Source organism: Enterobacter cloacae complex sp. 309I3 (genome assembly GCF_050031595.1).
Taxonomy (GTDB): domain Bacteria; phylum Pseudomonadota; class Gammaproteobacteria; order Enterobacterales; family Enterobacteriaceae; genus Enterobacter; species Enterobacter cloacae.
In genome coordinates this window covers 169150-195787 of sequence record NZ_JBLGWI010000001.1, presented here as the reverse complement: position 1 = coordinate 195787, position 26638 = coordinate 169150, and the positions used below count along the sequence as shown (strand labels likewise).

General features: G+C 55.9%; 23 protein-coding genes. 13 read left to right on the top strand and 10 right to left on the bottom strand.

From position 1 onward, the window contains the following. Positions 1-73 precede the first annotated feature (73 nt). Positions 74-1330 carry a valine--pyruvate transaminase gene (gene avtA, locus ACQG22_RS00935; RefSeq protein WP_108453725.1) on the top strand — a complete coding sequence of 419 codons (1257 nt, stop codon included), beginning with the start codon at positions 74-76 and terminating at the stop codon, positions 1328-1330. Between the two features lie 4 nt (positions 1331-1334). Here the strand turns inward: avtA and ACQG22_RS00930 are convergent, their stop codons facing one another. Together ACQG22_RS00930 and yiaJ are read right to left on the bottom strand one after the other, a co-directional pair. Next, positions 1335-1790, bottom strand: coding sequence for a 4Fe-4S dicluster domain-containing protein (locus ACQG22_RS00930; RefSeq protein WP_284954014.1), 456 nt, complete (start codon positions 1788-1790; stop codon positions 1335-1337). 3 nt (positions 1791-1793) lie between these two features. Further along, positions 1794-2612, bottom strand: a complete 819-nt coding sequence (gene yiaJ / locus ACQG22_RS00925) for an IclR family transcriptional regulator YiaJ (protein ID WP_097536152.1) — start codon at positions 2610-2612, stop codon at positions 1794-1796. Between the two features lie 225 nt (positions 2613-2837). Between yiaJ and yiaK the strand changes: the two genes are divergently transcribed. From yiaK to araD, 8 genes are all read left to right on the top strand, one after another. Next, positions 2838-3836 carry a 3-dehydro-L-gulonate 2-dehydrogenase gene (gene yiaK, locus ACQG22_RS00920; RefSeq protein WP_369706788.1) on the top strand — a complete coding sequence of 333 codons (999 nt, stop codon included), beginning with the start codon at positions 2838-2840 and terminating at the stop codon, positions 3834-3836. 10 nt (positions 3837-3846) lie between these two features. Continuing rightward, the gene (locus tag ACQG22_RS00915; protein WP_029881928.1) at positions 3847-4314 is read left to right on the top strand and encodes a YhcH/YjgK/YiaL family protein; all 468 of its coding nucleotides are present in this window, start codon (positions 3847-3849) and stop codon (positions 4312-4314) included. A gap of 151 nt (positions 4315-4465) precedes the next feature. Further along, a complete protein-coding gene (locus ACQG22_RS00910; protein WP_038418394.1) occupies positions 4466-5392 on the top strand; it encodes a DUF4862 family protein in 927 nt (308 codons plus the stop codon). 45 nt (positions 5393-5437) lie between these two features. Continuing rightward, positions 5438-6757 carry an MFS transporter gene (locus tag ACQG22_RS00905; protein ID WP_029881926.1) on the top strand — a complete coding sequence of 440 codons (1320 nt, stop codon included), beginning with the start codon at positions 5438-5440 and terminating at the stop codon, positions 6755-6757. Positions 6758-6853: 96 nt separating this feature from the next. Next, the gene (locus ACQG22_RS00900) at positions 6854-8359 is read left to right on the top strand and encodes an FGGY-family carbohydrate kinase (protein WP_284954012.1); all 1506 of its coding nucleotides are present in this window, start codon (positions 6854-6856) and stop codon (positions 8357-8359) included. After that, on the top strand, positions 8356-9009 hold the full coding sequence (gene ulaD / locus ACQG22_RS00895) for a 3-keto-L-gulonate-6-phosphate decarboxylase UlaD (protein WP_095907215.1): 654 nt from the start codon (positions 8356-8358) through the stop codon (positions 9007-9009). Before ACQG22_RS00900 ends, ulaD begins: the two co-directional genes overlap by 4 nt. 2 nt (positions 9010-9011) lie before the next feature. Beyond that, positions 9012-9872 carry an L-ribulose-5-phosphate 3-epimerase gene (locus ACQG22_RS00890; RefSeq protein ID WP_020686527.1) on the top strand — a complete coding sequence of 287 codons (861 nt, stop codon included), beginning with the start codon at positions 9012-9014 and terminating at the stop codon, positions 9870-9872. Then, on the top strand, positions 9866-10561 hold the full coding sequence (araD, locus tag ACQG22_RS00885) for an L-ribulose-5-phosphate 4-epimerase (RefSeq protein WP_095907214.1): 696 nt from the start codon (positions 9866-9868) through the stop codon (positions 10559-10561). The genes ACQG22_RS00890 and araD overlap by 7 nt, the downstream gene beginning before the upstream one ends. On the opposite strand, the gene ACQG22_RS00880 is transcribed toward araD, so the two are convergent. After that, the gene (locus ACQG22_RS00880) at positions 10562-11380 is read right to left on the bottom strand and encodes a helix-turn-helix transcriptional regulator (protein ID WP_369706787.1); all 819 of its coding nucleotides are present in this window, start codon (positions 11378-11380) and stop codon (positions 10562-10564) included. It lies immediately after the preceding gene. A gap of 224 nt (positions 11381-11604) precedes the next feature. Here ACQG22_RS00880 and ACQG22_RS00875 point away from each other — a divergent pair, with 224 nt between their 5' ends. Beyond that, complete coding sequence (locus ACQG22_RS00875; RefSeq protein ID WP_020686524.1) at positions 11605-13005, top strand: MFS transporter; 1401 nt, start codon at positions 11605-11607, stop codon at positions 13003-13005. A 10-nt stretch (positions 13006-13015) separates the two neighbouring features. Beyond that, on the top strand, positions 13016-14971 hold the full coding sequence (locus tag ACQG22_RS00870) for a glycoside hydrolase family 127 protein (protein ID WP_369706786.1): 1956 nt from the start codon (positions 13016-13018) through the stop codon (positions 14969-14971). 77 nt (positions 14972-15048) lie between these two features. Here ACQG22_RS00870 and ACQG22_RS00865 read toward each other — a convergent pair whose 3' ends face one another. Then, the gene (locus tag ACQG22_RS00865; RefSeq protein WP_013094942.1) at positions 15049-15789 is read right to left on the bottom strand and encodes a MipA/OmpV family protein; all 741 of its coding nucleotides are present in this window, start codon (positions 15787-15789) and stop codon (positions 15049-15051) included. Between the two features lie 117 nt (positions 15790-15906). Here ACQG22_RS00865 and ACQG22_RS00860 point away from each other — a divergent pair, with 117 nt between their 5' ends. Further along, the gene (locus ACQG22_RS00860) at positions 15907-16872 is read left to right on the top strand and encodes a LysR family transcriptional regulator (RefSeq protein ID WP_061771396.1); all 966 of its coding nucleotides are present in this window, start codon (positions 15907-15909) and stop codon (positions 16870-16872) included. On the opposite strand, the gene exaC is transcribed toward ACQG22_RS00860, so the two are convergent. The 6 genes from exaC to ACQG22_RS00830 all read right to left on the bottom strand — a co-directional run bounded on the left by exaC (position 16869) and on the right by ACQG22_RS00830 (position 24020). Then, the gene (gene exaC / locus ACQG22_RS00855) at positions 16869-18407 is read right to left on the bottom strand and encodes an acetaldehyde dehydrogenase ExaC (RefSeq protein WP_102752351.1); all 1539 of its coding nucleotides are present in this window, start codon (positions 18405-18407) and stop codon (positions 16869-16871) included. The genes ACQG22_RS00860 and exaC overlap by 4 nt on opposite strands. Positions 18408-18493: 86 nt before the next feature. Beyond that, positions 18494-20341, bottom strand: a complete 1848-nt coding sequence (selB, locus tag ACQG22_RS00850; protein ID WP_369706823.1) for a selenocysteine-specific translation elongation factor — start codon at positions 20339-20341, stop codon at positions 18494-18496. Continuing rightward, positions 20338-21723, bottom strand: a complete 1386-nt coding sequence (gene selA / locus ACQG22_RS00845; protein WP_369706822.1) for an L-seryl-tRNA(Sec) selenium transferase — start codon at positions 21721-21723, stop codon at positions 20338-20340. Before selA ends, selB begins: the two co-directional genes overlap by 4 nt. Positions 21724-21826: 103 nt before the next feature. Further along, positions 21827-22435, bottom strand: a complete 609-nt coding sequence (locus ACQG22_RS00840; protein ID WP_013094937.1) for a glutathione S-transferase — start codon at positions 22433-22435, stop codon at positions 21827-21829. An 89-nt stretch (positions 22436-22524) separates the two neighbouring features. Beyond that, the gene (locus ACQG22_RS00835) at positions 22525-23661 is read right to left on the bottom strand and encodes an HlyD family secretion protein (RefSeq protein WP_369706821.1); all 1137 of its coding nucleotides are present in this window, start codon (positions 23659-23661) and stop codon (positions 22525-22527) included. Between the two features lie 2 nt (positions 23662-23663). Beyond that, the gene (locus ACQG22_RS00830) at positions 23664-24020 is read right to left on the bottom strand and encodes a DUF3302 domain-containing protein (RefSeq protein ID WP_013094935.1); all 357 of its coding nucleotides are present in this window, start codon (positions 24018-24020) and stop codon (positions 23664-23666) included. 659 nt (positions 24021-24679) lie between these two features. Here ACQG22_RS00830 and ACQG22_RS00825 point away from each other — a divergent pair. Then, complete coding sequence (locus tag ACQG22_RS00825; RefSeq protein ID WP_020686515.1) at positions 24680-26587, top strand: PTS mannitol transporter subunit IICBA; 1908 nt, start codon at positions 24680-24682, stop codon at positions 26585-26587. The last annotated feature ends 51 nt before the right edge of the window (positions 26588-26638 follow it).

Here is a 26638-nt window from a genome sequence, read left to right as displayed (position 1 = left end):
AGCCGATTTGCACCCGCACGGTGCTAGCGTTATGGTTACCCACTTTCAAAACAAGCTCGACAGATCACCTGCTATGACGTTTTCACTTTTCGGCGACAAATTTACCCGCCATTCAGGCATTACCCGCCTGATGGAGGACCTCAACGACGGGCTGCGCACACCGGGCGCCATCATGCTCGGCGGCGGAAACCCGGCTCAAATCCCGGAGATGAATACCTATTTCCAGACGCTGCTCACTCAGATGCTGGAAAACGGCAAAGCAACCGATGCGCTTTGCAATTACGACGGCCCTCAGGGTAAAACCGAACTGCTGAAACTCCTCGCCGACATGCTGCGTGAAGAGCTGGGTTGGGATATCGAACCGCAGAATATTGCACTGACAAACGGCAGTCAGAGCGCGTTTTTCTACTTGTTTAACCTTTTCGCAGGACGTCGCGCCGACGGCACCACCAAAAAAGTATTGTTCCCGCTGGCACCGGAGTATATCGGCTACGCCGATTCCGGTCTGGAAGAGGATCTGTTCGTCTCTGCGCGCCCGAACATTGAGCTGCTGCCGGAAGGTCAGTTCAAATACCACGTCGATTTTGAACATCTGCACATTGGTGAAGAGACGGGCATGATCTGCGTATCACGTCCAACCAACCCAACGGGCAACGTCATCACCGACGACGAGCTGATGAAACTGGATGCGCTGGCAAATCAGCATGGCATCCCGCTGGTGATCGATAACGCCTATGGCGTGCCGTTCCCGGGTATTATCTTCAGCGAAGCACGCCCGCTGTGGAACCCGAACATCGTCCTGTGTATGAGCCTCTCCAAGCTCGGCCTGCCGGGCAGCCGCTGCGGGATCATCGTCGCCAATGAAAAAATCATCACCGCCATTACCAACATGAACGGCATTATCAGCCTTTCTCCTGGCGGTATTGGCCCGGCGATGATGTGCGAAATGATTAAACGCAACGATCTGCTGCGCCTGTCTAATGACGTGATTAAGCCGTTCTATTATCAGCGCGTTCAGGAGACGATTGCCATACTTCGCCGCTATTTACCGGAAGAACGCTGCCTGATCCACAAACCTGAAGGGGCAATTTTCCTGTGGCTGTGGTTTAAAGATCTGCCGATCACCACCGAGCTGCTTTATCAGCGCCTGAAGAAGCGAGGCGTATTGATGGTGCCGGGTGATTACTTCTTCCCGGGGCTGGACAAGCCGTGGCCGCATACGCATCAATGTATGCGTATGAACTACGTGCCCGATCCGGAAAAAATCGAAGCCGGGGTAAAAATTCTCGCCGAAGAGATCGAATTCGCCTGGCGCGAAGACGCCCAGTAAGAACCTACGCCAGATGACGCAACCGCTCGGTGCGTAATCTGGCGGGATCGACACAGCTCAGCGCGTGGGTCGGACAGGCTTCCACACAGGCCGGTCCGTCCGCGCGGTGCGCGCATAAATCGCATTTCAGCGCCTGAAGCGTATCTCCTGCCCATTGCACCTGCATCGCCCCAAACGGGCACGCCACCATACAGCGTTTACACCCAATACACCGCGCCTGCTCAACCTGCCAGGCTCCCTCGCCACGGCGAATCGCCTGCGTTGGGCAGACATTCGCGCAAGGGGCATCTTCACACTGATGGCAACCCACCGCCGTGGTGAAAGCGTCCCCTTTGACTACCCGAATGCGGGGCGTAAAGGCGTCTGTTGAGATGGCGTCCTGATGCGACACGACACACGTCACTTCGCAGGTGCGACAGCCGATGCATTTTGCCGAATCCGCCATGATGAACCGGTTCATCTGTTATCCCTCGCGCACGTTAAAACCCAGCTCTCTGGAGATCGCGTCCGCCGTTTCACGCAGAGGTGTAAGCAGATTTTTTTCGCCAATCTGCTTCATGCGGGAGGTCGACAGCGAAATTGAAATCGCATACGGCACGCGGCCATGAATATCAAACACCGGCACCGCGATACAGGAGACCCCCAACTCGTTCTCTTCTTTATCCATCGCCATGCTGTGCTCGCGGATTTCCGCCAGCTCGTCATACATCGCGCTCAGTTCAGTGATGGTGTTGCGGGTCAGCGGCTGGATCTGATCCTGGTGGCTTTCCCAGTAGCTCGCCACATAGTCATGGTGACCGAATGCCATGTAGATCTTGCCCATTGCCGAGCAGTAAAGCGGCATATGCTGGCCGATATAGGCGCGCGTGCGCAGCATACCGGTGGTCGGCTCAAGCTTATAAATCAGGATCGCGTGATCGTCTTCGCGGCTGGAGAAGTTCACCGTCTCGCCGGTGGCGATATTCAGCGACTCAAGATGCGGAGCAGCCACGTGGATGATATTCAGCGACGACAGCGCCTTTTGCCCGACGGCGATAAATTTGGTGGTCAGACGATAGCTGCCCGCCGCCGGTGCCGGGGTGACGTACCCGCACGACTGCAATCCCTGCAGTAACCGGTGCACGGTGCTTTTATTCAGCCCGGCCAGTTCCGATAAATGGGCCAGAGGACAGCCGTTCGGATAGTTACTGAGGATCTCAATCAGCATCAGACCGCGAAACAAGCTCTGGCTACCTGCTGGCCTCTCTTTTTCTTGCGTCATGTCGCTCTCTTTCATGCTCATCCCATGGCTCCTTTTTATCGCGCCCTGATGGTAGCGCAAAGTGTGGTTCAGTTCACGATCTCAACAGAAAAAACACAACCAGTTGATTTTAATCGATTTTGAAAATCATGAATGTCGTTGATCTGGCAAAATTTGATCGCTATATTTGAAATCAGATTTCGCATAGTGAAATTTAGCGATAAAAAAGCACTCGCACTTGCCCCTACGAAGAACAGGAGAACAGGGATGAAAGTGACATTCGAAGAGTTGAAAGCAGCGTTCAATCGGGTTCTGCTCGATCGCGGTGTAAAAGCAGAAACGGCGGATGCCTGCGCGGAGATGTTTGCCAGCACCACGGAATCTGGCGTCTATTCCCACGGCGTGAACCGCTTCCCGCGTTTTATTCAGCAACTGGACGCGGGCGACATCATTCCTGATGCCCAGCCAAAACGGGTGACCACATTAGGGGCCATCGAACAGTGGGATGCCCAACGCGCCATCGGTAACCTGACGGCGAAAAAAATGATGGATCGCGCCACCGAACTGGCCTCCGATCACGGTATCGGTCTGGTTGCGCTGCGTAACGCTAACCACTGGATGCGCGGAGGGAGCTATGGCTGGCAAGCCGCAGAGAAGGGCTACATCGGGATCTGCTGGACCAACTCCATTGCGGTGATGCCCGCGTGGGGGTCAAAAGAATGTTGCATCGGCACCAACCCGCTGATCGTGGCGATCCCCTCCTCCCCAATCACCATGGTCGATATGTCGATGTCAATGTTCTCCTACGGCATGCTGGAAGTGAACCGACTGGCCGGACGCACGTTACCGGTCGACGGCGGATTCGACGACGAGGGCAATCTGACCAAAGAGCCTGGCGTGATTGAGAAAAACCGCCGCATTCTGCCGATGGGCTACTGGAAAGGTTCCGGCTTATCGATTGTGCTCGACATGATCGCCACCCTGCTCTCTAACGGCTCCTCCGTGGCGGAAGTTACCCAGGACAACAGCGACGAGTATGGCGTGTCGCAGATCTTTATCGCCATCGAGGTCGACCGCCTGATCGACGGCCCAACCCGCGATGCCAAACTGCAGCGTATTATGGACTTCATCACCACCGCCGAGCGGGCAGACGAAAACGTCGCTGTCCGTCTGCCGGGGCATGAATTTACGCGACTGCTTGAAGAGAACCGCCGCAACGGCATCACCATTGACGACAGCGTGTGGGCGAAAATCCAGGCGCTGTAAGGAGTGGGCCATGATATTCGGACATATTTCACAGCCAAATCCGTGTCGCCTGCCGCGGGCGATTGAAAAAGCGTTAGATTTTCTGCGTACCACGGATTTCAGCATGCTAAAACCGGGTGTCGTTGAAATTGAGGGGCGCAACCTCTTTGCCCAGATCCTCGACCTGACCACCAAAGAGCCGCATGAGAATCGCCCCGAAGTGCATCGCCGCTATCTTGATATTCAATTTCTGGCGTGGGGTGAAGAAAAAATCGGTATTGCTATCGATACCGGCAATAACAACATCAGCGAATCATTACTGGAACAACGGGATATTATTTTTTATCACAACAGTGAAAATGAATCGTTCATTGAAATGGTACCTGGCAGTTATGCCATATTTTTCCCGCAGGATGTACACCGTCCTGCCTGTATTAAAAACAAGGAAACTGCAATTCGCAAAATTGTGGTGAAAGTGGCAATCAGCGAATTAGATTAATTTTCTGATATACCCTAAATAATTCGAGTTGCAGGAAGGCGGCAAGAGAGTGAATCTCCAGGAGCTTACATAAGTAAGTGACTGGGGTGAACGAGCGCAGCCAACGCACATGCAACTTGAAGTATGACGGGTATAAATACAGGAACGCGAAATGACCAACACCGGTTTTATTATTGGTGCGTACCCCTGCGCACCCTCGTTTCACCAGAAAGGGGAACAAGAAGAACAAACCTTCTGGCGGGAACTTTCTGACACGCCACACATTCGCGGGCTGGAACAACCCTGCCTTGAACATCTCCATCCTTATGGGGATGAATGGCTGTTCCGCCATACGCCTGGAGACTGGCAAATCGTCGTCACGGCAGTGATGGAAACCATGCGTCGCCGTGGCACAAACGGTGCGTTTGGCCTGGCCTCCGCCGATGAAGATCAGCGTAAAGCGTGCGTGGAATATTACCGCCATCTGCAGCAGAAGATTGCTGCGGTTAACGCCCGTTATCCCGGGAAAGTCATTGCCCTGGAGATGCAGGCCGCACCGCAGGCGGGCAATGCTTCAGTCGAGCAGGCTATCGAGGCGTTCGCCCGTTCCATTCGTGAAATCGCGGGCTGGGACTGGTCCTGCGATCTGGTGCTTGAACACTGCGATGCCATGACCGGTCCCGCACCGCGTAAGGGATTTTTACCCTTAGAGCAGGTGCTGGAGGTGATAAAAGAGACAGATATCAGCATCTGTATTAACTGGGCGCGCTCAGCCATTGAAGGGCGCAACACCACGCTTCCGGTTGAGCACGTTCAGACCGCCCTTCAGGCCGGAAAACTGGCCGCGTTGATGTTCTCCGGCACCACCATCTGCGGAGAGTATGGTGAATGGCAGGATCTGCACGCACCGTTTTCATCGTACTGTGCCGACAGTTTGCTGACCACTGAACATGCAAAAGCACTCTTTACTGCGGCGAGCGCCGCAACATTGAAATTTTCCGGTATTAAATTACTGGAAATAAATGCTAATGCTGATATCAGCCATCGCATCGATATTTTGCGAGACGGCATTAGCCAAATGAAAAAAGCAACGCAATAACAATAAAAAAATCTTATTCCGGTTACCTACACTGAGATATTAAATATGAATACGTCTACTCAAGCTCTACATGCGGACATTCCGCGCCAGCGCTGGCTAAGAATTATTCCCCCGATTCTTATCGCCTGCATTATTTCTTATATGGACCGTGTGAATATTGCTTTTGCCATGCCCGGCGGTATGGATGAAGAGTTAGGTATTTCTGCCACCATGGCAGGCCTGGCGGGTGGGATCTTCTTTATTGGCTATCTGTTTTTGCAGGTGCCTGGCGGCAAGATTGCCGTTCATGGTAGCGGGAAGAAATTTATCGGCTGGTCGCTGGTCGCCTGGGCGGTGATTTCGGTCCTGACCGGGCTCGTCACCAGCCAGTATCAACTGCTGGTGCTGCGTTTCTTACTCGGGGTAGCAGAAGGCGGGATGCTGCCGGTTGTGCTGACGATGATCAGTAACTGGTTCCCTGACGCCGAACGCGGTCGCGCCAATGCGATTGTGATTATGTTCGTCCCCATTGCCGGGATCATCACCGCGCCCCTGTCGGGCTGGATTATTACCGCACTCGACTGGCGCTGGTTGTTCATCATTGAAGGGCTGATGTCCATCGTTGTGCTGGTGCTGTGGGCCTTCACGGTGTACGACCGCCCGCAGGAAGCACGCTGGATTTCTGAAGCGGAAAAAAATTATCTGGTCAAAACCCTGGCCGCAGAACAGCAGGCCATTGCCGGTAAAGAGGTGAAAAACGCCTCGCTGAGCGCGGTGCTGTCCGACAAAACCATGTGGCAGCTGATTGCCCTGAACTTCTTCTACCAGACCGGCATTTACGGTTACACCCTCTGGCTACCCACCATTCTCAAAGAGCTCACGCACACCAGCATCGGCCAGGTAGGCGTGCTCGCGATCCTGCCTTATATCGGGGCCATTGCGGGTATGTTCCTCTTCTCTTCGCTCTCTGACCGTACCGGTAAGCGCAAACTGTTTGTCTCCCTGCCGCTGATTGGTTTTGCGCTCTGCATGTTCCTCTCCGTGGCGCTGAAAGAGCATACCTGGCTGGCCTACGCCGCACTGGTGGGGTGTGGGTTCTTCCTGCAGTCGGCGGCGGGCGTGTTCTGGACCATTCCGGCACGCCTGTTCAGCGCGGAGATGGCAGGCGGTGCGCGGGGTGTGATTAACGCCCTGGGTAACCTCGGCGGGTTCTGTGGCCCTTATGCGGTCGGCGTGCTGATCACCTTGTACAGCAAAGATGCGGGAGTTTACTGCCTGGCGGTGTCACTGGCACTGGCCTCTCTGCTGGCCCTGCTTCTACCGGCGAAGTGCGATGCCGGTGCGGAGCCTAACCCTACGGTGAATCCGCATAAGCGTGCGGCCTGATGCCCTCACCCCAGTCCTCTCCCACAGGGAGAGGGAGCAAGACGAGAACCCCCGCCCTCTCCCACGGGGAGAGGAAGCAAGACGAGAGAGTCAAAGATGAGTGAAAAAGAACCCTTCTGGCTGGGTATCGATTGTGGCGGTACTTATCTGAAAGCCGGTTTATACACCCGCGAGGGCAAAGAGGTCTGTATTGAACGCCGCACGGTTGCCACGCTCAGCCCGCGAGCAGGCTATGCGGAGCGGGACATGAACCAGCTGTGGCAGCAGTGTCACACCACCGTCGCTCTTCTGCTCAACAACGCCCGGGTTAGCGGCGAGCAGATCAAAGGCGTGGGCATTTCAGCGCAGGGCAAGGGGCTGTTTCTTCTCGATAAACAGGATCGTCCTCTGGGCAATGCGATGCTCTCCTCAGACCGTCGGGCACTGGACATCGTGCAGCGCTGGCAGCAGGACGGTATTCCCGAAAAACTCTATCCGCACACGCGACAGACGCTCTGGACCGGGCATCCGGCCTCTCTTCTGCGCTGGGTCAAAGAGAATGAGCCACAACGCTATCAGCAGATTGGCTGCGTGATGATGGCACACGACTACCTGCGCTGGTGCCTCACCGGCGTAAAAGGCTGCGAAGAGAGCAACATCTCTGAATCCAATCTCTACAACATGAACACCGGCCAGTACGATCCGCAGCTCACGCGCTGGCTGGGTATCAGTGAAATCGACAACGCTCTGCCACCCGTTGTCGGTTCAGCAGAAATCTGCGGGGAAATCACCGCTCAGGCTGCCGCACTTACCGGTCTCGCGACGGGAACGCCCGTCGTTGGTGGGCTGTTTGATGTGGTTTCCACCGCGATCTGTGCCGGACTGCACGACGAACATACGCTGAACGCCGTCATGGGCACCTGGGCCGTCACCAGCGGGATTGCCAATGCGCTTCGGGACAACGAACCGCATCCCTATGTCTATGGGCGTTACGTCCACCCGCAGCAGTATATCGTCCACGAAGCCAGCCCCACCTCTTCCGGCAACCTTGAGTGGTTGACCGCCCAGTGGGGAGAAATGTCTTTCAGCGAGATCAACCGCGCCGTGGACAGCCTGCCGAAAGCCGAAAGCGATCTGTTATTTCTGCCGTTTCTCTATGGCAGCAACGCCGGGCTGGAGATGACGAGCGGTTTCTACGGCATGCAGGCGCTGCACACTCGCGCGCATCTTTTACAGGCAGTTTACGAAGGCGTGGTGTTCAGCCATATGACCCATCTAAACCGCATGCTCGAACGCTTTACCGACGTACAGGCACTGCGCGTCACCGGCGGCCCGACCCACTCTGACGTATGGATGCAGATGCTGGCGGATGTCAGCGGTCTGGCAATTGCGCTCCCGCAGGTGGAAGAGACTGGCTGTTCCGGCGCGGCGCTGGCCGCCCTGGTCGGCACCGGCGTTTATGCCGATTTTTACGCAGCGCAGCACGCGCTCAGACACGACATTCGGGTCATTGAACCCGACATGCACGCCCATGCGGCCTATCAGCGCAAGTATCAGCGCTACCAGTTACTGATTTCAGCACTACAGGGTTATCACGCCCGTGTTAAGGAGCACGACCTATGAGCCGACCATTACTGCAGCTGGCGCTCGACCACACCTCACTTCAGGCTGCCCAGCGCGATGTCGCCAGGCTTTCCGATCACGTCGATATTATCGAAGCGGGCACCATTTTATGTCTGACCGAAGGGCTTAACGCCGTGCGTGCGTTACGCGAGCAGTGTCCAGGGAAAACCCTCGTGGCGGACTGGAAGGTGGCCGACGCCGGAGAAACGCTGGCAGAGCAGGCGTTTGGCGCAGGCGCGAACTGGATGACCATCATCTGCGCTGCGCCGCTGGCCACGGTTGAAAAAGGTCACGCGGTGGCGATGCGCTGCGGTGGGGAAATTCAGATGGAGCTGTTTGGCAACTGGACGCTGGATGATGCCCGCGCCTGGCACCGCATCGGCGTGAAGCAGGCCATCTACCACCGGGGACGCGACGCGCAGGCCAGCGGTCAGCAGTGGGGTGAGGCAGATCTCGCCCGAATGAAAGCGCTCTCCGACATTGGTTTGCAGCTGTCCGTCACTGGCGGCATCACCCCGGCCGACCTGCCGCTGTTTAAGCAGATCAACGTCAAAGCCTTTATCGCCGGTCGCGCACTGGCAGGCGCTGCCAATCCACCGCAGGTGGCCGAGGCCTTCCATTCGCAAATCCGCGACATCTGGGGAGCGTAATCATGCGTCAGCATCCGTTAGGTATTTACGAAAAAGCGCTGCCGAAATCCCTCACCTGGCCGGAGCGCCTGGTGCTGGCAAAAAGCTGTGGCTTTGATTTTGTTGAAATGTCGGTAGATGAAACGGACGAACGCCTGTCGCGCCTGGCGTGGAGCACCACACAGCGTGCATCGCTGGTGGAAGCGATGCTGGAGACCGGTGTGTCGATCCCATCCATGTGCCTGTCTGCCCACCGCCGCTTCCCGTTTGGCAGCCGGGACGAAACCGTGCGCGCCCGCGCCCGGGAGATCATGTCCAGCGCCATTAAACTGGCGCGTGATTTGGGTATTCGCACCATCCAGCTGGCCGGGTATGACGTGTATTACGAAGAGCATGATGAAGGCACCCGGCAACGCTTCGCCGAAGGGCTGGCATGGGCAGTCGAGCAGGCCGCCGCCGCGCAGGTGATGGTGGCCGTTGAGATCATGGACACCGCGTTTATGAACTCCATCAGCAAATGGAAAAAGTGGGACGAGATGCTGGCCTCGCCGTGGTTTAGCGTTTACCCGGATGTCGGCAACCTCAGCGCGTGGGGTAACGATGTGGCCGCCGAACTGACGCTGGGCATTGACCGCATCGCGGCAATTCACCTGAAAGATACCCAGCCCGTCACGGCACAAAGCCCAGGACAGTTCCGCGACGTGCCGTTTGGCGAGGGCTGCGTCGATTTCGTTGGCGTGTTTAATACGCTCAATAAGCTGAACTACCGCGGCGCGTTTCTGATTGAAATGTGGACCGAAAAAGCAAAAGAGCCGGTGCTGGAGATTATCCAGGCGCGCCGCTGGATTGAAGCCCGCATGCAGGAAGGAGGTATGACATGTTAGAACAACTCAAAGCCGAGGTGCTGGCAGCCAACCTGGCACTGCCCGCCCACCAGCTGGTGACCTTCACCTGGGGTAACGTCAGCGCGGTGGATCGCGACAGCGGTCTGATGGTGATCAAACCGTCCGGCGTGGAGTATGACGTGATGGCGGCGGAGGATATGGTGGTGGTGAATATCGCCACCGGTGAGGTGGTCGAGGGCAGCATGAAACCGTCGTCAGACACGCCTACCCATCTTGCGCTGTACCGTCGCTACCCGGAAATTGGCGGCATCGTCCATACCCATTCCCGCCATGCCACCATCTGGTCTCAGGCAGGTCAGGATCTGCCCGCATGGGGCACGACGCACGCGGACTACTTCTACGGCGCGATCCCCTGCACGCGGCGGATGACCACGGCGGAGATCGCAGGAGACTACGAGTATCAGACCGGTGAAGTGATCATCAAAACCTTTGAAGAGCGCGACATCAGCCCCATGCAGATCCCGGCAGTGCTGGTGCACTCCCACGGACCGTTCGCCTGGGGTAAAGATGCCGCCGATGCGGTACACAACGCCGTGGTGCTGGAAGAGTGCGCGTACATGGGCCTGTTTTCGCGCCAGCTTGCGCCGCAGCTTCCGGTTATGCAGCAGGAACTGCTCGACAAACATTATCTGCGCAAGCACGGTGCGCATGCCTATTACGGGCAGTGATCAACCGGAATTAATGTGTTCCTTACAGTACCGCCGTTTCCAGACGGCGGGCGTTAACCCGGTATGCTTCGAAAATATCTGCCGGAAATACCCCACGTCGTTAAAACCGCAGCGGGTGGCCACTTCCGTTAATGACGCTGAGTCATTCAGCAGCATTTTTTCTGCCGCCCTGACGCGCTGGCGATGAATCGCCTCCGTCAGGGTTAAATGAAATGTCCGACGAAACACGCGCCCCAGGTAATCGGCATTACAGTGCAGCGATTTTGCCAGCAGCGAGGTGGAGAGCGGTAAATGAAACTGCGTGCGAATAAGCTGTTTTGCCTTCCAGGCCAAAGCTGCACCGGCCTCATCGGGGCGGTCCTCATACCCTGCTGAGAGGGATATTTGCTGCAAAATCAGTAGCAAAAGCATTTCCAGCGCCACGCTGCGCTGTAATTTTTCCTGCTCGCTGAGGAACTGGCGAAAAAGCGCAATCACCGACGGGACATCCCTCACGCAGCAATGTTGTTCAATGGTCAGCGGAGAAACCTCCGGCAAAGCGGAAGGCCCAGGTTTCACCTCAAAATGCAGCCAGTAAAATCGCAGATCGGCCGGAAAATCTTCTGTACCCACATGCCGCCGCTTCGGCCAGAGCAATAAACTCTCCCCCGCCTTCACCTCAAAAAGACGGTTCTCCTCCTGGATCGTTAATGTCCCCTTTTCGACGAAAATGATTTCCCACGACGTTAATTTACGCGCCGGGTGGCGACCCACGCCCCGCGAAATAAACAATCCGCCGTTTTGCACTTTAATCGGAAGCGCTATGGATAATTCGAGCATGGATATTCACCATTCCGCTTTTATTGCCGCATTTAATTGACTTATCCATTGATTATTAACAATTTACGTTATAGCTGCCCGATCAAACTCACACTTTCTTCATCAGGTCGGAATCGTCATCTTTTTATACTTTTCCCTTCCCTTGTTGCCCTTTGCGTTCAGTGCAGAATGAATGAGGTACCTTGCACAAATACGATAAAAATCGATTACCGAGGAGTTATCTCATGACTTCCACACCGATTACCGAGTCTGACGTTGCACAACGGGTGAGAGAAGAACGTTTGTCCGTTCGCGAGAAAATTGGCTACGGCCTGGGCGACGCGGGCGGCACGGTCATTACCTGCCTGATAATGAATTTCCTGACCTTTTTCTATACCGATATTTTTGGCCTGACCCCGGCGCTTGTCGGCACGCTGTTTATTGCCCTGCGCGTATTTGACGCGATTTCTGACCCTGTCATGGGCGTGATTGCTGACCGCACCCAAAGCCGATGGGGGCGCTTTCGTCCCTGGCAGCTGTGGGTGGCATTCCCTATTGGCATCATCGGCGTACTGACCTTCACCGTACCTGAAGCCAGCATGGGCGTGAAGATTGCGTGGGCATTCGGCACCTACCTGCTGCTGTCCGTCGGCTATACCGCCATTAACGTGCCCTACTGTGCGCTGATCAACACCATGACCACCCGCCACAGCGAGGTCATTTCCTGCCAGTCATGGCGCTTTGTGCTGTGCGGCGTTGCGGGATTTTTGGTCTCCGTCGGCCTGCCGTGGCTGGTGGCAGCGCTGGGGCAAGGCAACGCCGCCCGGGGTTATCAGCTGGGCGTTGGCGTCCTGTGCACCCTCGCCGTGGTGATGTTTCTCTGCTGCTTCTTCTGGGTCCGTGAACGCGTCCCACTGGCGCTGATGGGTAAATTCACCCTGCGCGAACACCTGGCTGGGCTGCGTAAAAATGACCAGCTGCTGCTGATGCTGGTGATGTCGTTTTTGTTGATCAACGTCTTCAATATCCGTGGCGGCGGATACATGTACTTCATCACCTATGTGCTTCAGGGCAGCACCGCCTACACCTCGCTGTTTTTCACCATGGTGACCTTCGCAGCGATCCTCGGGGCGGTGATCGTCAGCCCCCTCTCTCGCCGTATTGATACGGTCAAACTCTACTACTACACCAACCTGGTGCTCGCCGCGATCGCGGCTGGCATGTGGTTCCTGCCCGGCGGCCCGGCGCATCAGACGCTCTGGCTGATCGTAATTCTGAGTAACGGCGTCATCCTGGGCTTTACCCTGCCGCTGCACTTTTCGCTGATGGCTTTTGCCGACGACTACGGCGAGTGGAAGACCGGCGTGCGATCGTCGGGCATGAACTTCGCCTTCAACCTGTTTTTCATCAAGCTGGCGTGGGCCTCCAGCGCCGGGATCATCAGCCTGGTGTTTATCGCCGTCGCCTATCAGCCGGGAGCGGGTAACCAGACGCCCGCCTCGCTGCAGGGCATTACCGCCATGGAGACGCTGCTCCCTGCCCTTTTCCACCTGCTGCTGGCGGTCTCAATCCGCTGGTGCAGACTCAACAATCCGATGATGTCGCGCATTGCCACCGATTTGCGCCAGCGTCATGTACCGTCCTGAGGAGAACGTGATGTCCATAATGGAAGCCGACCTGCATAACCTGAAAATCAACGATCCGTTTCTTGGCCAGTATCAGCGGCTGGTGCGTGATGTGGTCATCCCCTATCAGTGGGATGCGCTCAACGATCGCGTGGCAGAAGCCGAGCCCAGTCATGCCATCACCAACTTCCGCATTGCGGCAGGTCTTGAAGAAGGTGAGTTCTACGGCATGGTATTTCAGGACAGTGACGTGGCGAAATGGCTGGAAGCCGTGGCGTGGTCGCTGTGTCAGAAACCCGATGCTGAACTGGAAAAAACCGCCGATGAGGTGGTTGAACTGATCGCCGCGGCGCAGTGTGAAGATGGTTATCTCAATACGTACTTCACCGTCAAAGCGCCCGACGAACGCTGGACAAATCTGGCCGAGTGCCACGAGCTTTACTGCGCGGGGCATATGATCGAAGCTGGCGTGGCGTATTTTCAGGGCACCGGAAAACGCCGACTGCTGGAGGTGGTGTGCAAACTGGCAGATCATATCGACACCGTTTTCGGCCCCCGGGAAGGCCAGCTTCACGGCTATCCGGGACACCCGGAAATCGAGCTGGCCCTGATGCGGCTGTACGACGTTACTGAGGAGCCACGCTACCTGAACCTGGTGAAATACTTCATCGAGGCGCGCGGTACGCAGCCTCACTTCTATGATATCGAATACGAGAAGCGCGGCAGAACATCGTACTGGCACACCTACGGCCCGGCATGGATGGTCAAGGACAAAGCTTACAGCCAGGCGCATCAACCGCTTGCTGAACAACACACAGCGATTGGCCATGCGGTGCGTTTTGTCTACCTGATGGCGGGTATGGCACACCTGGCTCGTCTGAGCAAAGACGACGCAAAACGTCAGGACTGCTTACGCCTGTGGAACAACATGGCGCAGCGCCAGTTGTACATTACCGGCGGGATTGGTTCGCAAAGTAGCGGTGAAGCCTTCAGCAGCGATTACGATCTGCCCAACGATACGGTGTATGCCGAAAGCTGCGCCTCGATTGGCCTGATGATGTTTGCCCGTCGGATGCTGGAGATGGAAGCGGATAGCCGCTACGCCGACGTGATGGAGCGCGCCCTGTACAACACGGTGCTGGGCGGCATGGCGCTGGACGGTAAGCATTTCTTCTATGTTAACCCGCTGGAAGTGCACCCCAGGACGCTGGCCTTTAACCACATCTATGACCACGTCAAACCGGTTCGTCAGCGCTGGTTCGGCTGCGCCTGTTGCCCGCCGAATATCGCCCGCGTGCTGACGTCGCTGGGGCATTACATTTACACCGTTCGCCCGGATGCGCTTTTCATTAATCTCTACGTAGGGAATGAGGTCACCATCCCGGTGGGCGATGAGACGCTTAAGCTGCGGATCAGCGGTAATTATCCGTGGCAGGAAGAGGTCAACATTGAGATCGCCTCGCCCGTACCGGTGACGCACACCCTGGCCCTGCGACTGCCGGACTGGTGCGCAAATCCTCACGTGTCGCTGAACGGAGAAGGCATGACGGGCGAGGTATCACGGGGCTATCTTCACCTCACCCGTCGCTGGCAGGAGGGCGATACGCTCACGCTAACCTTACCGATGCCGGTCCGCCGCGTGTACGGTCACCCACAGGTTCGTCAGCAGGCCGGAAAGGTCGCGCTGCAGCGCGGTCCGCTGGTCTACTGCCTGGAAGAAGCCGACAATGGCGCCAACCTGCATAATCTTGCCCTGCCTGCCGACAGTGAATTCCGGGTTTTCGAGGGTAAAGGAATTTTCGCTCATAAGATGCTGATTCAGGCGGAAGGTGTCACGCATGACGCCGCAGAAGCGGGATCGGAGGCGTTATGGCAGTACGACCGTCCTGCGGTGCAACGTCAACCCAAAACGTTGACCTTTATTCCGTGGTTTAGCTGGGCTAACCGGGGAGAAGGGGAAATGCGCATTTGGGTGGATGAGGACTGAATCTCTGCGGCCTGATGCCCTCACCCCAACCCTCTCCCACGGGAGAGGGAGTAATACCGCCACCCGGCTTTACAGCATCAGAAGCGCCAGCTCAGCCCGGTCATCAGCGCAAAGCTGTCGTCGCGGTCGATCATCGGGCTGTTCTTCACGTCGTCAGGCAATACGGTATAAACCGCGCTGGCGTTAAGGAACAGGTTCTGGGTTAACTGATATTTTGCCGCCAGACCCACGTATGGCGTCCAGCTGTCACCGGCGGCGTATTCATTCAGACCCGAGCGGCGAGACTCGCTGCCGGAAACCCCGTAGTAGTAGTCGTTATAGCTCTCGTCACTGTAGAAAATGCCCACAGATGGCGTCAGCGTGAGGCGTTCCATGCGGATGGGGCGGAAGTACGAAATCTCACCTACTACGCCACCGCTTTCATCCATCGCATCGCCGGAAACGGCCACTTTCAGCGAGCCCCAGTTTTCATGGCGGTAATAGGCGCCACCCAGGAAAGCAGACGCTTTACGCTCATCCAGATGTTTCATCTGAGGGTCGTCGTTATCGTCGGGATCAAAATGCAGCGGCATCCACGACGCGGTCAGGCTAAATTCATTTTTTTCGTCTTTCCACAGGATCCATCCACCTGTGGTCTGGCGCACATAGAATCGGTCACCTTCATAGCTAATTAACGGAACCGCGGTGGTATTTTCATTATACCCTTTATAAGGTGACTCATTAAATACAGCCCCCGCGCCAAGTGAAAAGTCACCGGCCATTGCGGATGAGGTCGCAAATAACGTGGCAGCGATGAGTAAATTGTTTTTAATAGTCATTCCATGTAATCCATTTAAACGCCAAACAAGCGAGGCGAATAATAATGGTTACAAATTTGCGTATGCAACGCCGCTGTTTATATAATATTATATATAAAATCATATAGATGGGTGGGCATGATGAATAAATTACAACTAAAACCCCGTGAATTAAAAATAATTTCCGTCATCGCCGCTACCCACAGCATTGGCGACGCCGCCGCCCTGCTGGGCATGGCACAGGCCAACGTCAGTAAATATCTCTCTGATTTTGAAACACGAGTCGGTCTCAAGGTCTTTGAGCGTACCACCCGTCAGCTTGCGCTAACGCAGTTTGGTGAGGCCTTGCTTCCTTACGTGAACGCCACGCTGGATAAAAATAGTCAGCTTATTAATTTTATTGCCGATTATAAGCATGAAAAGCGTGGAAAGGTGACGATTTACGCCCCGACAGGCATCGTGACCTATCTCTCTCGTCATGTGATCCACCAGATAAAAGATATTGGCGATATTCGTATTTCGCTGAAAACATACAATCTGGATCGCAATGAATTTTCTGAGGGGGTGACCTTTCCGGATGACTGCGATATTTTAATTACCTATGCTCAGCCGAAAGATGAAAGTCTGGTCGCAAGTGTATTAACCCAATATTCCGTTACCGCCTTCGCGACCGAAGAGTATTTAAATCAGCACCCGTTAAACGGCCCGGAAGATTTAATTCATCACTCCTGTATTCTAATCGACTCCATGCTGGTGGATGATGCTAACATCTGGCGGTTCCGCGTTCATGGCAGTGATGATGTACAGGATTACCGGGTTACCGGGAATTATATTTGCGACAATACGCAAACTGCCCTGGAGCTGGCGAGGAATAATCTCGGTATCGTCTTTGCGCCGAAAGAGAGCCTGAGAAAAGAGTTAAAAAACGGTTCACTTGTTCCCTGCTTCCCGCATCAGGAAGAGTGGTGGCTGGATCTGACGGCCATCTTCCGCAAGCGTGAATACCAGCCATGGCGCGTGCAATATGTTCTGGATGGCGTCCTGAATAATCTTCGCCAGCAAATAGCTCAGGCCGCCCACGGACGGCCTGAGCTGGATGACTAGAACAGCCCCAGCGGTTTATCGGAGTAGCTGACCAGCAGGCATTTCGTCTGCTGATAATGCTCCAGCATCATCTTGTGCGTTTCACGCCCGATGCCTGACTGCTTATAGCCCCCAAAGGCCGCGTGCGCCGGATAGGCGTGATAACAGTTGGTCCATACGCGTCCGGCCTGGATCCCCCGGCCCATTTTATACGCCAGATTGCCGTTGCGGCTCCAGACGCCCGCCCCCAGGCCATACGGCGTATCGTTGGCAATCTCCAGCGCCTCCTCCATCGTTTTGAAGGTGGTCACGGCCAGCACCGGTCCAAAAATTTCCTCCTGGAAAACGCGCATGTTGTTTTTGCCAGACAGAATGGTCGGCTCAAGGTAATACCCTTCCTGCAGATCGCCGCCGAGCACTTTACGGCGTCCACCGGTCAGGACATCCGCCCCTTCTTTTTTGCCGATATCAATGTAATTAAGGATGGTTTCCAGCTGTCCATGCGACACCTGCGCGCCCATCTGCGTCACGTTATCTAGCGGGTTACCGCTGCGGATCGACTCCACGCGGCGAATGGCCCGTTCCATAAAGCGCTCATAGATGGACTCCTGCACCAGCGCGCGGCTTGGGCAGGTGCAGACTTCGCCCTGGTTAAAGGCAAACAGCGCAAACCCTTCCAGCGCTTTATCGAAGAAGGCGTCCTCTTCCACCATCACGTCCTCGAAGAAGATGTTCGGGGATTTTCCGCCCAGCTCCAGCGTCACCGGAATGATGTTCTGGGTGGCGTACTGCATGATCTGCTGGCCCACTTCCGTCGAGCCGGTAAACGCCACTTTGGCGATGCGTTTTGAGGTTGCCAGATATTCCCCAATCTCCCCCCCGGCCCCGTTGACCACGTTAATCACACCCGGGGGCAGCAGGTCACCGATAATGTCCATCAGCAGCAGTACTGAAAGCGGCGTTAAGCGGGCCGGTTTCAGGACAATGCAGTTCCCGGCCGCCAGCGCGGGCGCCATTTTCCAGCTCGCCATCAACAACGGGAAGTTCCACGGGATAATCTGCCCCACCACGCCCAGCGGCTCGTGGAAGTGATACGCCACGGTGTCGCTATCGACTTCACTGATTCCTCCCTCCTGAGCACGAATACAGGAGGCAAAATAGCGGAAGTGGTCAATCGCCAGCGGCACATCGGCCGCCATCGTTTCACGGATCGGCTTGCCGTTATCCCAGGTTTCTGCCGTCGCCAGCAGCTCAAGATTTTGCTCCATCCGGTCGGCAATTTTGAACAGGATCGCCGCCCTGTCCTGCACGGAAGTCTGTCCCCATTTATCTTTGGCTTTATGCGCCGCATCCAGCGCCAGATCGATATCGCGCTTGCCTGAGCTGGCTATCTCGCACAGCGGCTGGCCGGTGACGGGAGTCAGGTTGGAATAGTATTCGCCGTCGACGGGTGCCACCCAGTCGCCGCCAATAAAGTTGTCATAACGGGGTTTTAGCTTGAGAGGGAAACCGTACTCGCCTGGCTGAATGCGTGAAGAGGGAGGATTGTTTGTCATGACCGTCTCCTTGCTGTTGGTGTACAACAAGGGTAGTACCGGCTGGTGATTTTATCGCCAGCCGGGAGTGGTGTTTACGACAGGGGTCACGCTGTTTCTGGAAAGAGCAACGAATCCCGTAATAAATGGTCGTTACCGCGACGGCGGGTAAAACCGATGCGGTTGAAATATTCCAGGATCTGAATGGCAAGCTTTCGCCCCACGTTCAGACGATCGCGGAAATCAGCCGCACAGGTGGAGCCTCGCGCCTGATCCAGTTCGCGGATCAGGCTGGCAAACGCGACGATACGATCGTTGCGGTAATAACGATCTTTCACGATCGCAACGATGAGCCCCTGCTGCGCGGCATGGCGCAATACCTGGCGCATCACCTGCTCGTCGGTATTCGTTTCACGGGCGAGATCGCGAACCCACCAGGGCTCATCGCCAAACAGAGGGGCCGCTTTTTGCCAGATTGCCTCTTGCTCTGCGGTGAACCCGGCTTTGTGTTCCGGCAGATGCAGCCAGCCGTGGTGGCTTTTGATCACGCCGCTTTCACGCATGTTTTCTATCAGCAACAGCACCAGCGCATCGTCTTCCATTGGCAGCGCCATACGACGCAGGCGCTCGCGCCCCGGGCCAGGCTCATCCTGATGCTGTTCATGGTAGGTGGCAAGCGTGTTTAACACCTTTCGCTGCCAGCACGCCGCAACCGGCGCGTTCAGCAGGTTATTACCGGCCTGGATAAATCCCGGCTGCTGGGTCAGCGGGAGGAGGCCTTCGTTGCTGAGCTGTCGTGCCCAGGCGAAGTCGGTCAGGTTCACCGCACCGCGTTCAAGATGCACCTCCAGCGCAGCCTTATCGTTACTGGCCTGCGCCAGTGCCGACAGCCACTGCAAATACTCCGGTTTACGCTTCCCGCGACGCGGCGGGTTGAGCATCACCACCCGCGCCCCGGCCAGCGTTTCTCGCGCCGAAATATCACGCAGCACCAGACGGTCATTATCTGCCAGCCAGAGTGGCGTATCGAAAACCAGTTCTGCGAGATCGTTTTCCAGCAGCGACACGCGCCCGGTGATATGGCTGGCCGCATGGTGGATATGCAGCGGCTGCCACTGACTGAGCGGGATATGCGTCTGCAGGGAGACAATCACCCGCTCAGACGGTTCTGGCGGCGCCTCAGACAGCAGCCAGTCGCCGCGGTTTAGCTGCGCTTTCTCCGCATCGCCGGCAATATTGAGGGCGATACGCTGCCCGGCATGGGCATGATCAACGGGCTGGTTTTGTGCATGCAACCCACGCACCCGCATCGGTTTGTTAATACCCGTCAGCCATACGGTATCGCCCACCTTCACTTCACCGCTCAGGGCGGTACCGGTCACCACCAGACCCGCACCTTTAACGGTAAACGCCCTGTCGATGGCCAGACGAAAGCTATGATGGCTGGCATGTTCCCGCGACGAAAGCTGCTGCAAATGGTGGCGAAGTGCGTCGATCCCGCGCCCTTCTGTGGCGACTGTTTCAAACAGCGAAGCATCGGTAAAGCCATATTCGCGCAACGTGGCCTGCACCGCCTCGCGCACCTCGTTAATACGCGTCGCGTCCACACGATCGGCTTTGGTCAGCGCCACGGTTAGCTGTGGGTTGCCCGTCAACTGCAGGATCGCCAGGTGTTCACGCGTTTGCGCCATAAAGCCGTCATCACAGGCCACCACCAGCAGGGCATGGTCAATACCACCGACCCCCGCCAGCATGTTGGAAAGAAACTTTTCGTGTCCGGGGACGTCAATAAAGCCCAGCACGCGGCCATCGGGCTGCGGCCAGTAGGCATAACCCAGATCGATGGTCATACCGCGCTTTTTCTCTTCCGGCAGGCGGTCGGCATTCACGCCCGTGATGGCCTGCAACAAGGTGGTTTTTCCGTGGTCAACATGACCGGCGGTGGCAATAATCATTTCAACAGCATCTCCAGAAATCGCTCTTCATCTTCAAGACAGCGTAGATCCAGCCACATTCGGCCATCGTAAATTCGCCCGATAACCGGCGTTGGCAGGGCACGCCAGCGCGCAGAGAGCGCGTCAAGCCTGCTGCCGCGGCCATCGCGCGGGGTGAAGGTCAAGGCCGCGCTGGGCAGCCGATCCACCGGTAACGAGCCACTGCCAATTTGCGACTGGCAGGACTCAATGCGCACGTCGAAATCGGCGTAATGCGACGCGACATTCGGCAACAGTAACTCGGCCTGCGCGCGAATCGAGGCGGCATCACGCGTTAACAGACGCAGCGTTGGCAGGCGTTCCGCCAGTTTCTCCGGGTGGAGATAGAGCCGCAGCGTTGCGTCCAGCGCGGCAAGCGTCATTTTATCGGCACGCAGGGCGCGCTTCAGCGGATGCTGCTGCAGTTTCGCAATCAATTCACGCTTACCGACGATGATCCCGGCCTGCGGCCCGCCCAGCAGCTTATCACCAGAAAAACTGACCAGGCTAACGCCCGCCGCAATCATCTCCTGCACCATCGGCTCTTTCGGCAGACCATACTGGCTCAGATCCACCAGCGAGCCGCTGCCGAGATCGGCAACGACCGGCACATTCAGCTCCTGGCCTATCGCCGCCAGCTCGGCCTCTTCAACGGCTTTAGTGAACCCTTCGATATAATAATTACTGGTGTGGACCTTCATCAGCAGGGCGGTGTTTTCATTCAACGCCGCACGATAATCTTTCGCATGGGTCCGGTTAGTGGTACCCACCTCATGCAGGGTACAGCCCGCCTGGCGCATCACGTCCGGGATGCGAAACGCGCCGCCAATCTCCACCAGTTCGCCGCGCGAGACGACCACCTCTTTGCCGCTGGCGGTCGCTGCCAGCATCAACAGGACCGCCGCCGCGTTGTTATTCACAATGCAGGCATCTTCAGCACCGGTGAGCTGACAAAGCAGATCCGCCAGGGCCCGATCACGATGCCCGCGTCCTGCACCGTCGAGATCGTACTCCAGCGTGACAGGCGAACGCATGGCCTGCATTACGGCATCTACCGCCTCTTCCGCCTGTTGCGCACGCCCGAGATTGGTATGCAGGACAGTCCCCGTCAGGTTAATCACCGGACGCAACGCGCTTTGCCCTTTCTCAACCAGCCTCTGTTCCAGCTCCTGCTCCCACGCCACGCACCAGCCGGGCAAGGCATTTTCTGCCTGAATATGGCGCCGGGCCTCGTCCTGAAGCAGACGTAACATCTCAACCGTCGCGGTATGGCCGAACCGCTCGACAGCGGAATGAATAAGGGGTTCTCGAAGGAGTCGGTCGGTAGCGGGGATCTGGCTGTACAGGGAGTGATGAGTAGTCATGAAAGCGCCTGGCGAGTAAATATCATCCCCCCTCCCGACGGGAGAGGGAGTTAACATGTGGAGGGATTGTACCGCCTCCTGACGCGAAGTGTTATAACCCGCGTCAAGCCTTTGGCGGTTCGGTACGGGCGAAGCTCTCGCGCTGGAAGAGCGTTTCGGCGAGCTTCACCAGCAGCGGACGGTCGACGCACCAGCCAGGGGAGACGCGACGAAAGTTGAGATAACCAATGGCGCAGGCGATAGCGATCGTCGCCAGATTCAGGCTATCCGTTGCTATTTTGCCCTCCTGGATGAGCTGCTCGCACCTGTCCAGGCTGCGGCTGATTTTCTCACGCTGGCGCAGCAGCTCCGTTTCCGACTGCTGAGCAACGGGCCTTGCCTGCTCGCGCACGGAAGTTAACGCCGCATCCATGATGCCATCGGCCAGCGCTTCAATTTGCTTCACTGCCAGGGCCGCCTTCGGATCTGCCGGTAACATGGCTGGCGCAACGCCGAGCAGCTCGATGTACTCAGCGATAATTGGGGAATCAAACCAGTATTCGCCCTCGTCCGTTACCAGCGCCGGGACTTTCCCCAGCGGGTTGTACTGCGCAACGCCGTTTTCGGCGTTGTAGGGCTGTTCATTAACGAATTCAAATTCAATCCCTTTCTCCAGCAGGAGAATCGAGATCTTTCGCACGAAGGGACTGGTGTAGCTGCCGATGAGTTTCATTGCCTGATCCTTGATGCCAGAAAAAGTCAGTATGGATCAAGCGCTGAAAAAAGGGCAGGTATGCATGTCGCATTCCTGCCCGGCGAGGATTAATGATCAAGATAGAAATAGTGCATCCAGCTGGTCATGCGCAGCAGGACTTTACGCATCACCGAGACGTGCGCGAAATGGTCGGAATAGACCGCCACCTGCGCGTAAATACCGTCCGGCAACGCATCAACGTCGGCGTTAGGCTCCAGTTCTATCAGCGCCTGCACGCCATCCGTTCCCGGTGTTACCGTTAGCGATTGCAGTGCCCCCTGCGCCTGATACGAGCCCCCTGGCACCACCGGCAGAATGCTGGTGAGCTTGCCGGAGAAGACCTGTCCCGGCAGAGCGTTAAACACCACTTCCGCTTCATCCCCCGGCTTCAGACGCAGCAGCGAGTTCTGACGGAACTGGGCCACAATCTGGCGTTTCTGTTCAGGAATAAAGACCATGACCGGGCGCAGCGGCAGCGCGGCGGCATACGTCCCCGGGCGAATCAGCACCTGGGTGATGTAGCCATTACTCGGCGCACGCACCACGGTCTGATCCAGGTTGTATTTGGCTTCGGCCAGTTGGGCGCGTAAAGAGGCTATCTGCGACTGTTCGCCGTTCACCATGCTGTCTAACTGGCTTTTGATCTGCGTCTGTTCCGCCACTGAGCCTTTTACCAGCGCGTCCTGTGCCAGATAGTTCTGCCGCGCGTTGTCGATATCGCTCTCAGAGAACGGGTTTACCTTCGCCTGGCTGCCTTTGAGATAGCGCTGGTAATCTTTATACAGACGGTCCCGCTCGGCGGACACGCGCGTGGTGTTGGCTACTGCTTCCGACAACTGCGCTTTGAGCACGTCGATATTGTGCGTCGCGGTCACCAGGTCGGCCTGCAGTCTGTCGACCCGTGCCTGATAGCGGCCCGGGTCAAGTTTAAATAACACTTCGCCTTTTTTAATAAGCTGGTTATTTTTATCAGTGACTTCGCTGACCACGCCGGTCACCTGCGGCGTAATCGGGATTGAAATAACCGCTTTTTGCGCCGTAAACGTATACGGGTGGTTATAGTTCATTAATAAAATAAGGCCCGCCACAATAAATACCCCACCTAATGTGGCGGTGGCGAGCGTCCACTGGTTGACCGGAATACGGAATATTTTAAAAATCGCCCAGGCAAACGCCACGTAGGTCAAAATAATCAACAGATCCATAATTAGCGCTCCAGCGTTTTCGTATCAGCAGTGGGCTGTACCGCTGCCAGCTTTTGTTCTAATTCGGCCACGCGTTTGGCCAGCGCATCCATACCCGGCACCTCATCAGGTTTGGTGATGTGGTTTTGCATGCCCCAACCGCGATCTTCCCGGTAAAGCGTGGCCCAGATCCACAGGAACGGCCAGATGGCATGGAGCGTAAACAGGCTAATCCAGCCCGCCGTGTGGATTGCATCGGCATGGGGATGATTACGCTTTTTGGCCATGTTATAGGGGATGTCATGAATGGCGATGATTCCGTAAAACAGAACCAGAAAAACAAAAATCAATACGCCCAGCGCAAAATAGTTGAGAAACATATTCTCCTCACTTAAACAACGTCAACTCATTAAATTAATAAAACAGTACGCAACCTAATTAATTTATTTTTAAACATAAAAGGTAGACTGGTTATTTCAGAGCCGGGGAGTATCGGTTTTTATAATATCTCCATGCAAGTTTATAAACGTGTCAAAATATATCCTGAATAATAATATACTTAACCTTACATTATGAGCGTAATCCACGTTTTCGCTTTTCGCCATACCACACATGAAAAGTGGTTTTTTAGCTTTGCGTGTTGCCCAGAACCATCGTGACGCTCATTCGTCAGGCAGAATTTGCCGCCGATCACAGCCGGAGAAATCCGTATAAAAATTTTTTGTGAATTAAATCACAACTCAGAAACAAACCCGCGACAACTAAATGTGATTTATCTCACAAAAACAGGGGTGTTTTGCCGATTTTCTCCCCATTGTGTTTTTTTTAGACTGTGGTTTTGTGATTCAGATCACCTCATTTCCCGCCACACCCCCTGCATTTACGTGATTGTGATCACACAATTTTTCGCCGTCTGGACAGTTGAACGATTCAGTGCCAGATTTCACAGCATCAGAACAGGGCCCGGCTACCTCTGCCGCCTCATTAACAATAAACCTCGGGCCGCAAGCCTAAGCGTAAACAGAAGAAGGGGTGTTTTATGTCATCCGATTTCAAGATCAAAGTTCAAAGCTTTGGTCGTTTCCTCAGCAATATGGTGATGCCAAATATCGGCGCGTTTATCGCGTGGGGTATCATCACTGCATTATTCATTCCGACAGGGTGGTTGCCTAACGAAACGCTGGCGAAACTTGTTGGCCCAATGATTACTTACCTGCTGCCGCTGCTCATCGGTTATACCGGTGGTCGTCTGGTGGGCGGTGACCGTGGTGGCGTAGTGGGTGCCATCACAACCATGGGTGTTATCGTCGGTGCGGATATGCCGATGTTCCTCGGTGCGATGATCGCCGGTCCTCTGGGTGGCTGGGCGATTAAGAAATTCGACGTTTGGGTTGATGGCAAAATCAAATCCGGCTTCGAGATGCTGGTGAACAACTTCTCTGCGGGCATCATCGGGATGATCCTCGCGATTCTGGCGTTCCTCGGCATTGGCCCGGCAGTTGAAGTCCTGTCCAAGATTCTGGCGGCGGGCGTTAACTTCATGGTGGCGCACGACATGCTGCCGCTGGCGTCTATCTTTGTTGAACCGGCGAAAATCCTGTTCCTGAACAACGCCATCAACCACGGTATCTTCTCACCGCTGGGTATTCAGCAGTCTCATGACCTCGGCAAGTCCATCTTCTTCCTGATTGAAGCGAACCCGGGTCCGGGTATGGGCGTTCTGCTGGCGTACATGTTCTTTGGTCGCGGCAGCGCGAAGCAGTCTGCTGGCGGTGCGGCTATCATTCACTTCCTGGGTGGTATTCACGAAATTTACTTCCCGTACGTGCTGATGAACCCACGTCTGATCCTGGCCGTTATCCTCGGCGGTATGACCGGTGTGTTCACCCTGAGCGTGCTGAACGGTGGTCTGGTTTCTCCGGCGTCTCCGGGCTCTATCCTGGCGGTACTGGCAATGACGCCGAAAGGTGCCTATTTTGCTAACATCGCGGCTATCTGTGCGGCAATGGCGGTCTCCTTCGTGGTCGCTTCTATCCTGCTGAAAACCAGCAAAGTGAAAGAAGATGACGATATCGAAGCGGCAACCCGTCGTATGCACGACATGAAAGCCGAGTCCAAAGGCGCAACGCCGCTGTCAGCGGGTGATGTTTCTAACGACCTGAGCCACGTGCGTAAAATCATCGTTGCCTGTGATGCCGGTATGGGTTCCAGCGCAATGGGTGCCGGCGTGCTGCGTAAGAAAGTGCAGGATGCGGGCCTGACCAATATCTCAGTGACCAACAGCGCCATTAACAGCCTGCCACCGGATGTTGACCTGGTGATTACGCACCGTGACCTGACCGAACGTGCCATGCGCCAGGTACCGCAGGCACAGCATATTTCGCTGACCAACTTCCTCGACAGCGGCCTGTACACCAGCCTGACTGAACGTCTGGTGGCCGCACAGCGTCACGAAGACAACGAAGTGAAAGTGCGGACCAGCCTGCAGGACAGCTTTGACGAGAGCAATGCTCACCTGTTTAAGCTGGGCGCGGAGAACATCTTCCTCGGTCGTACCGCAGCCACCAAAGAAGAGGCAATTCGCTTTGCCGGTGAGCAGCTGGTTAAAGGCGGCTACGTTCAGCCTGAATATGTCGACGCGATGCTGGAACGCGAAAAACTGACGCCAACCTACCTGGGCGAATCCATCGCGGTGCCGCACGGTACGGTGGAAGCGAAAGACCGCGTGCTCAAAACCGGCGTGGTGTTCTGCCAGTATCCTGATGGCGTGCGCTTCGGTGAAGAAGAAGACGACATTGCCCGCCTGGTGATTGGTATCGCCGCTCGCAATAACGAGCACATCCAGGTGATTACCAGCCTGACCAACGCGCTGGATGATGAGTCCGTCATCGAGCGTCTGGCACAGACTGAAAGCGTTGAAGAAGTGCTGGCACTCCTCAACAAATAACAGCGTATCTTCCCTCTCCCCTTTGGGGAGAGGGCTAGGGTGAGGGGTATA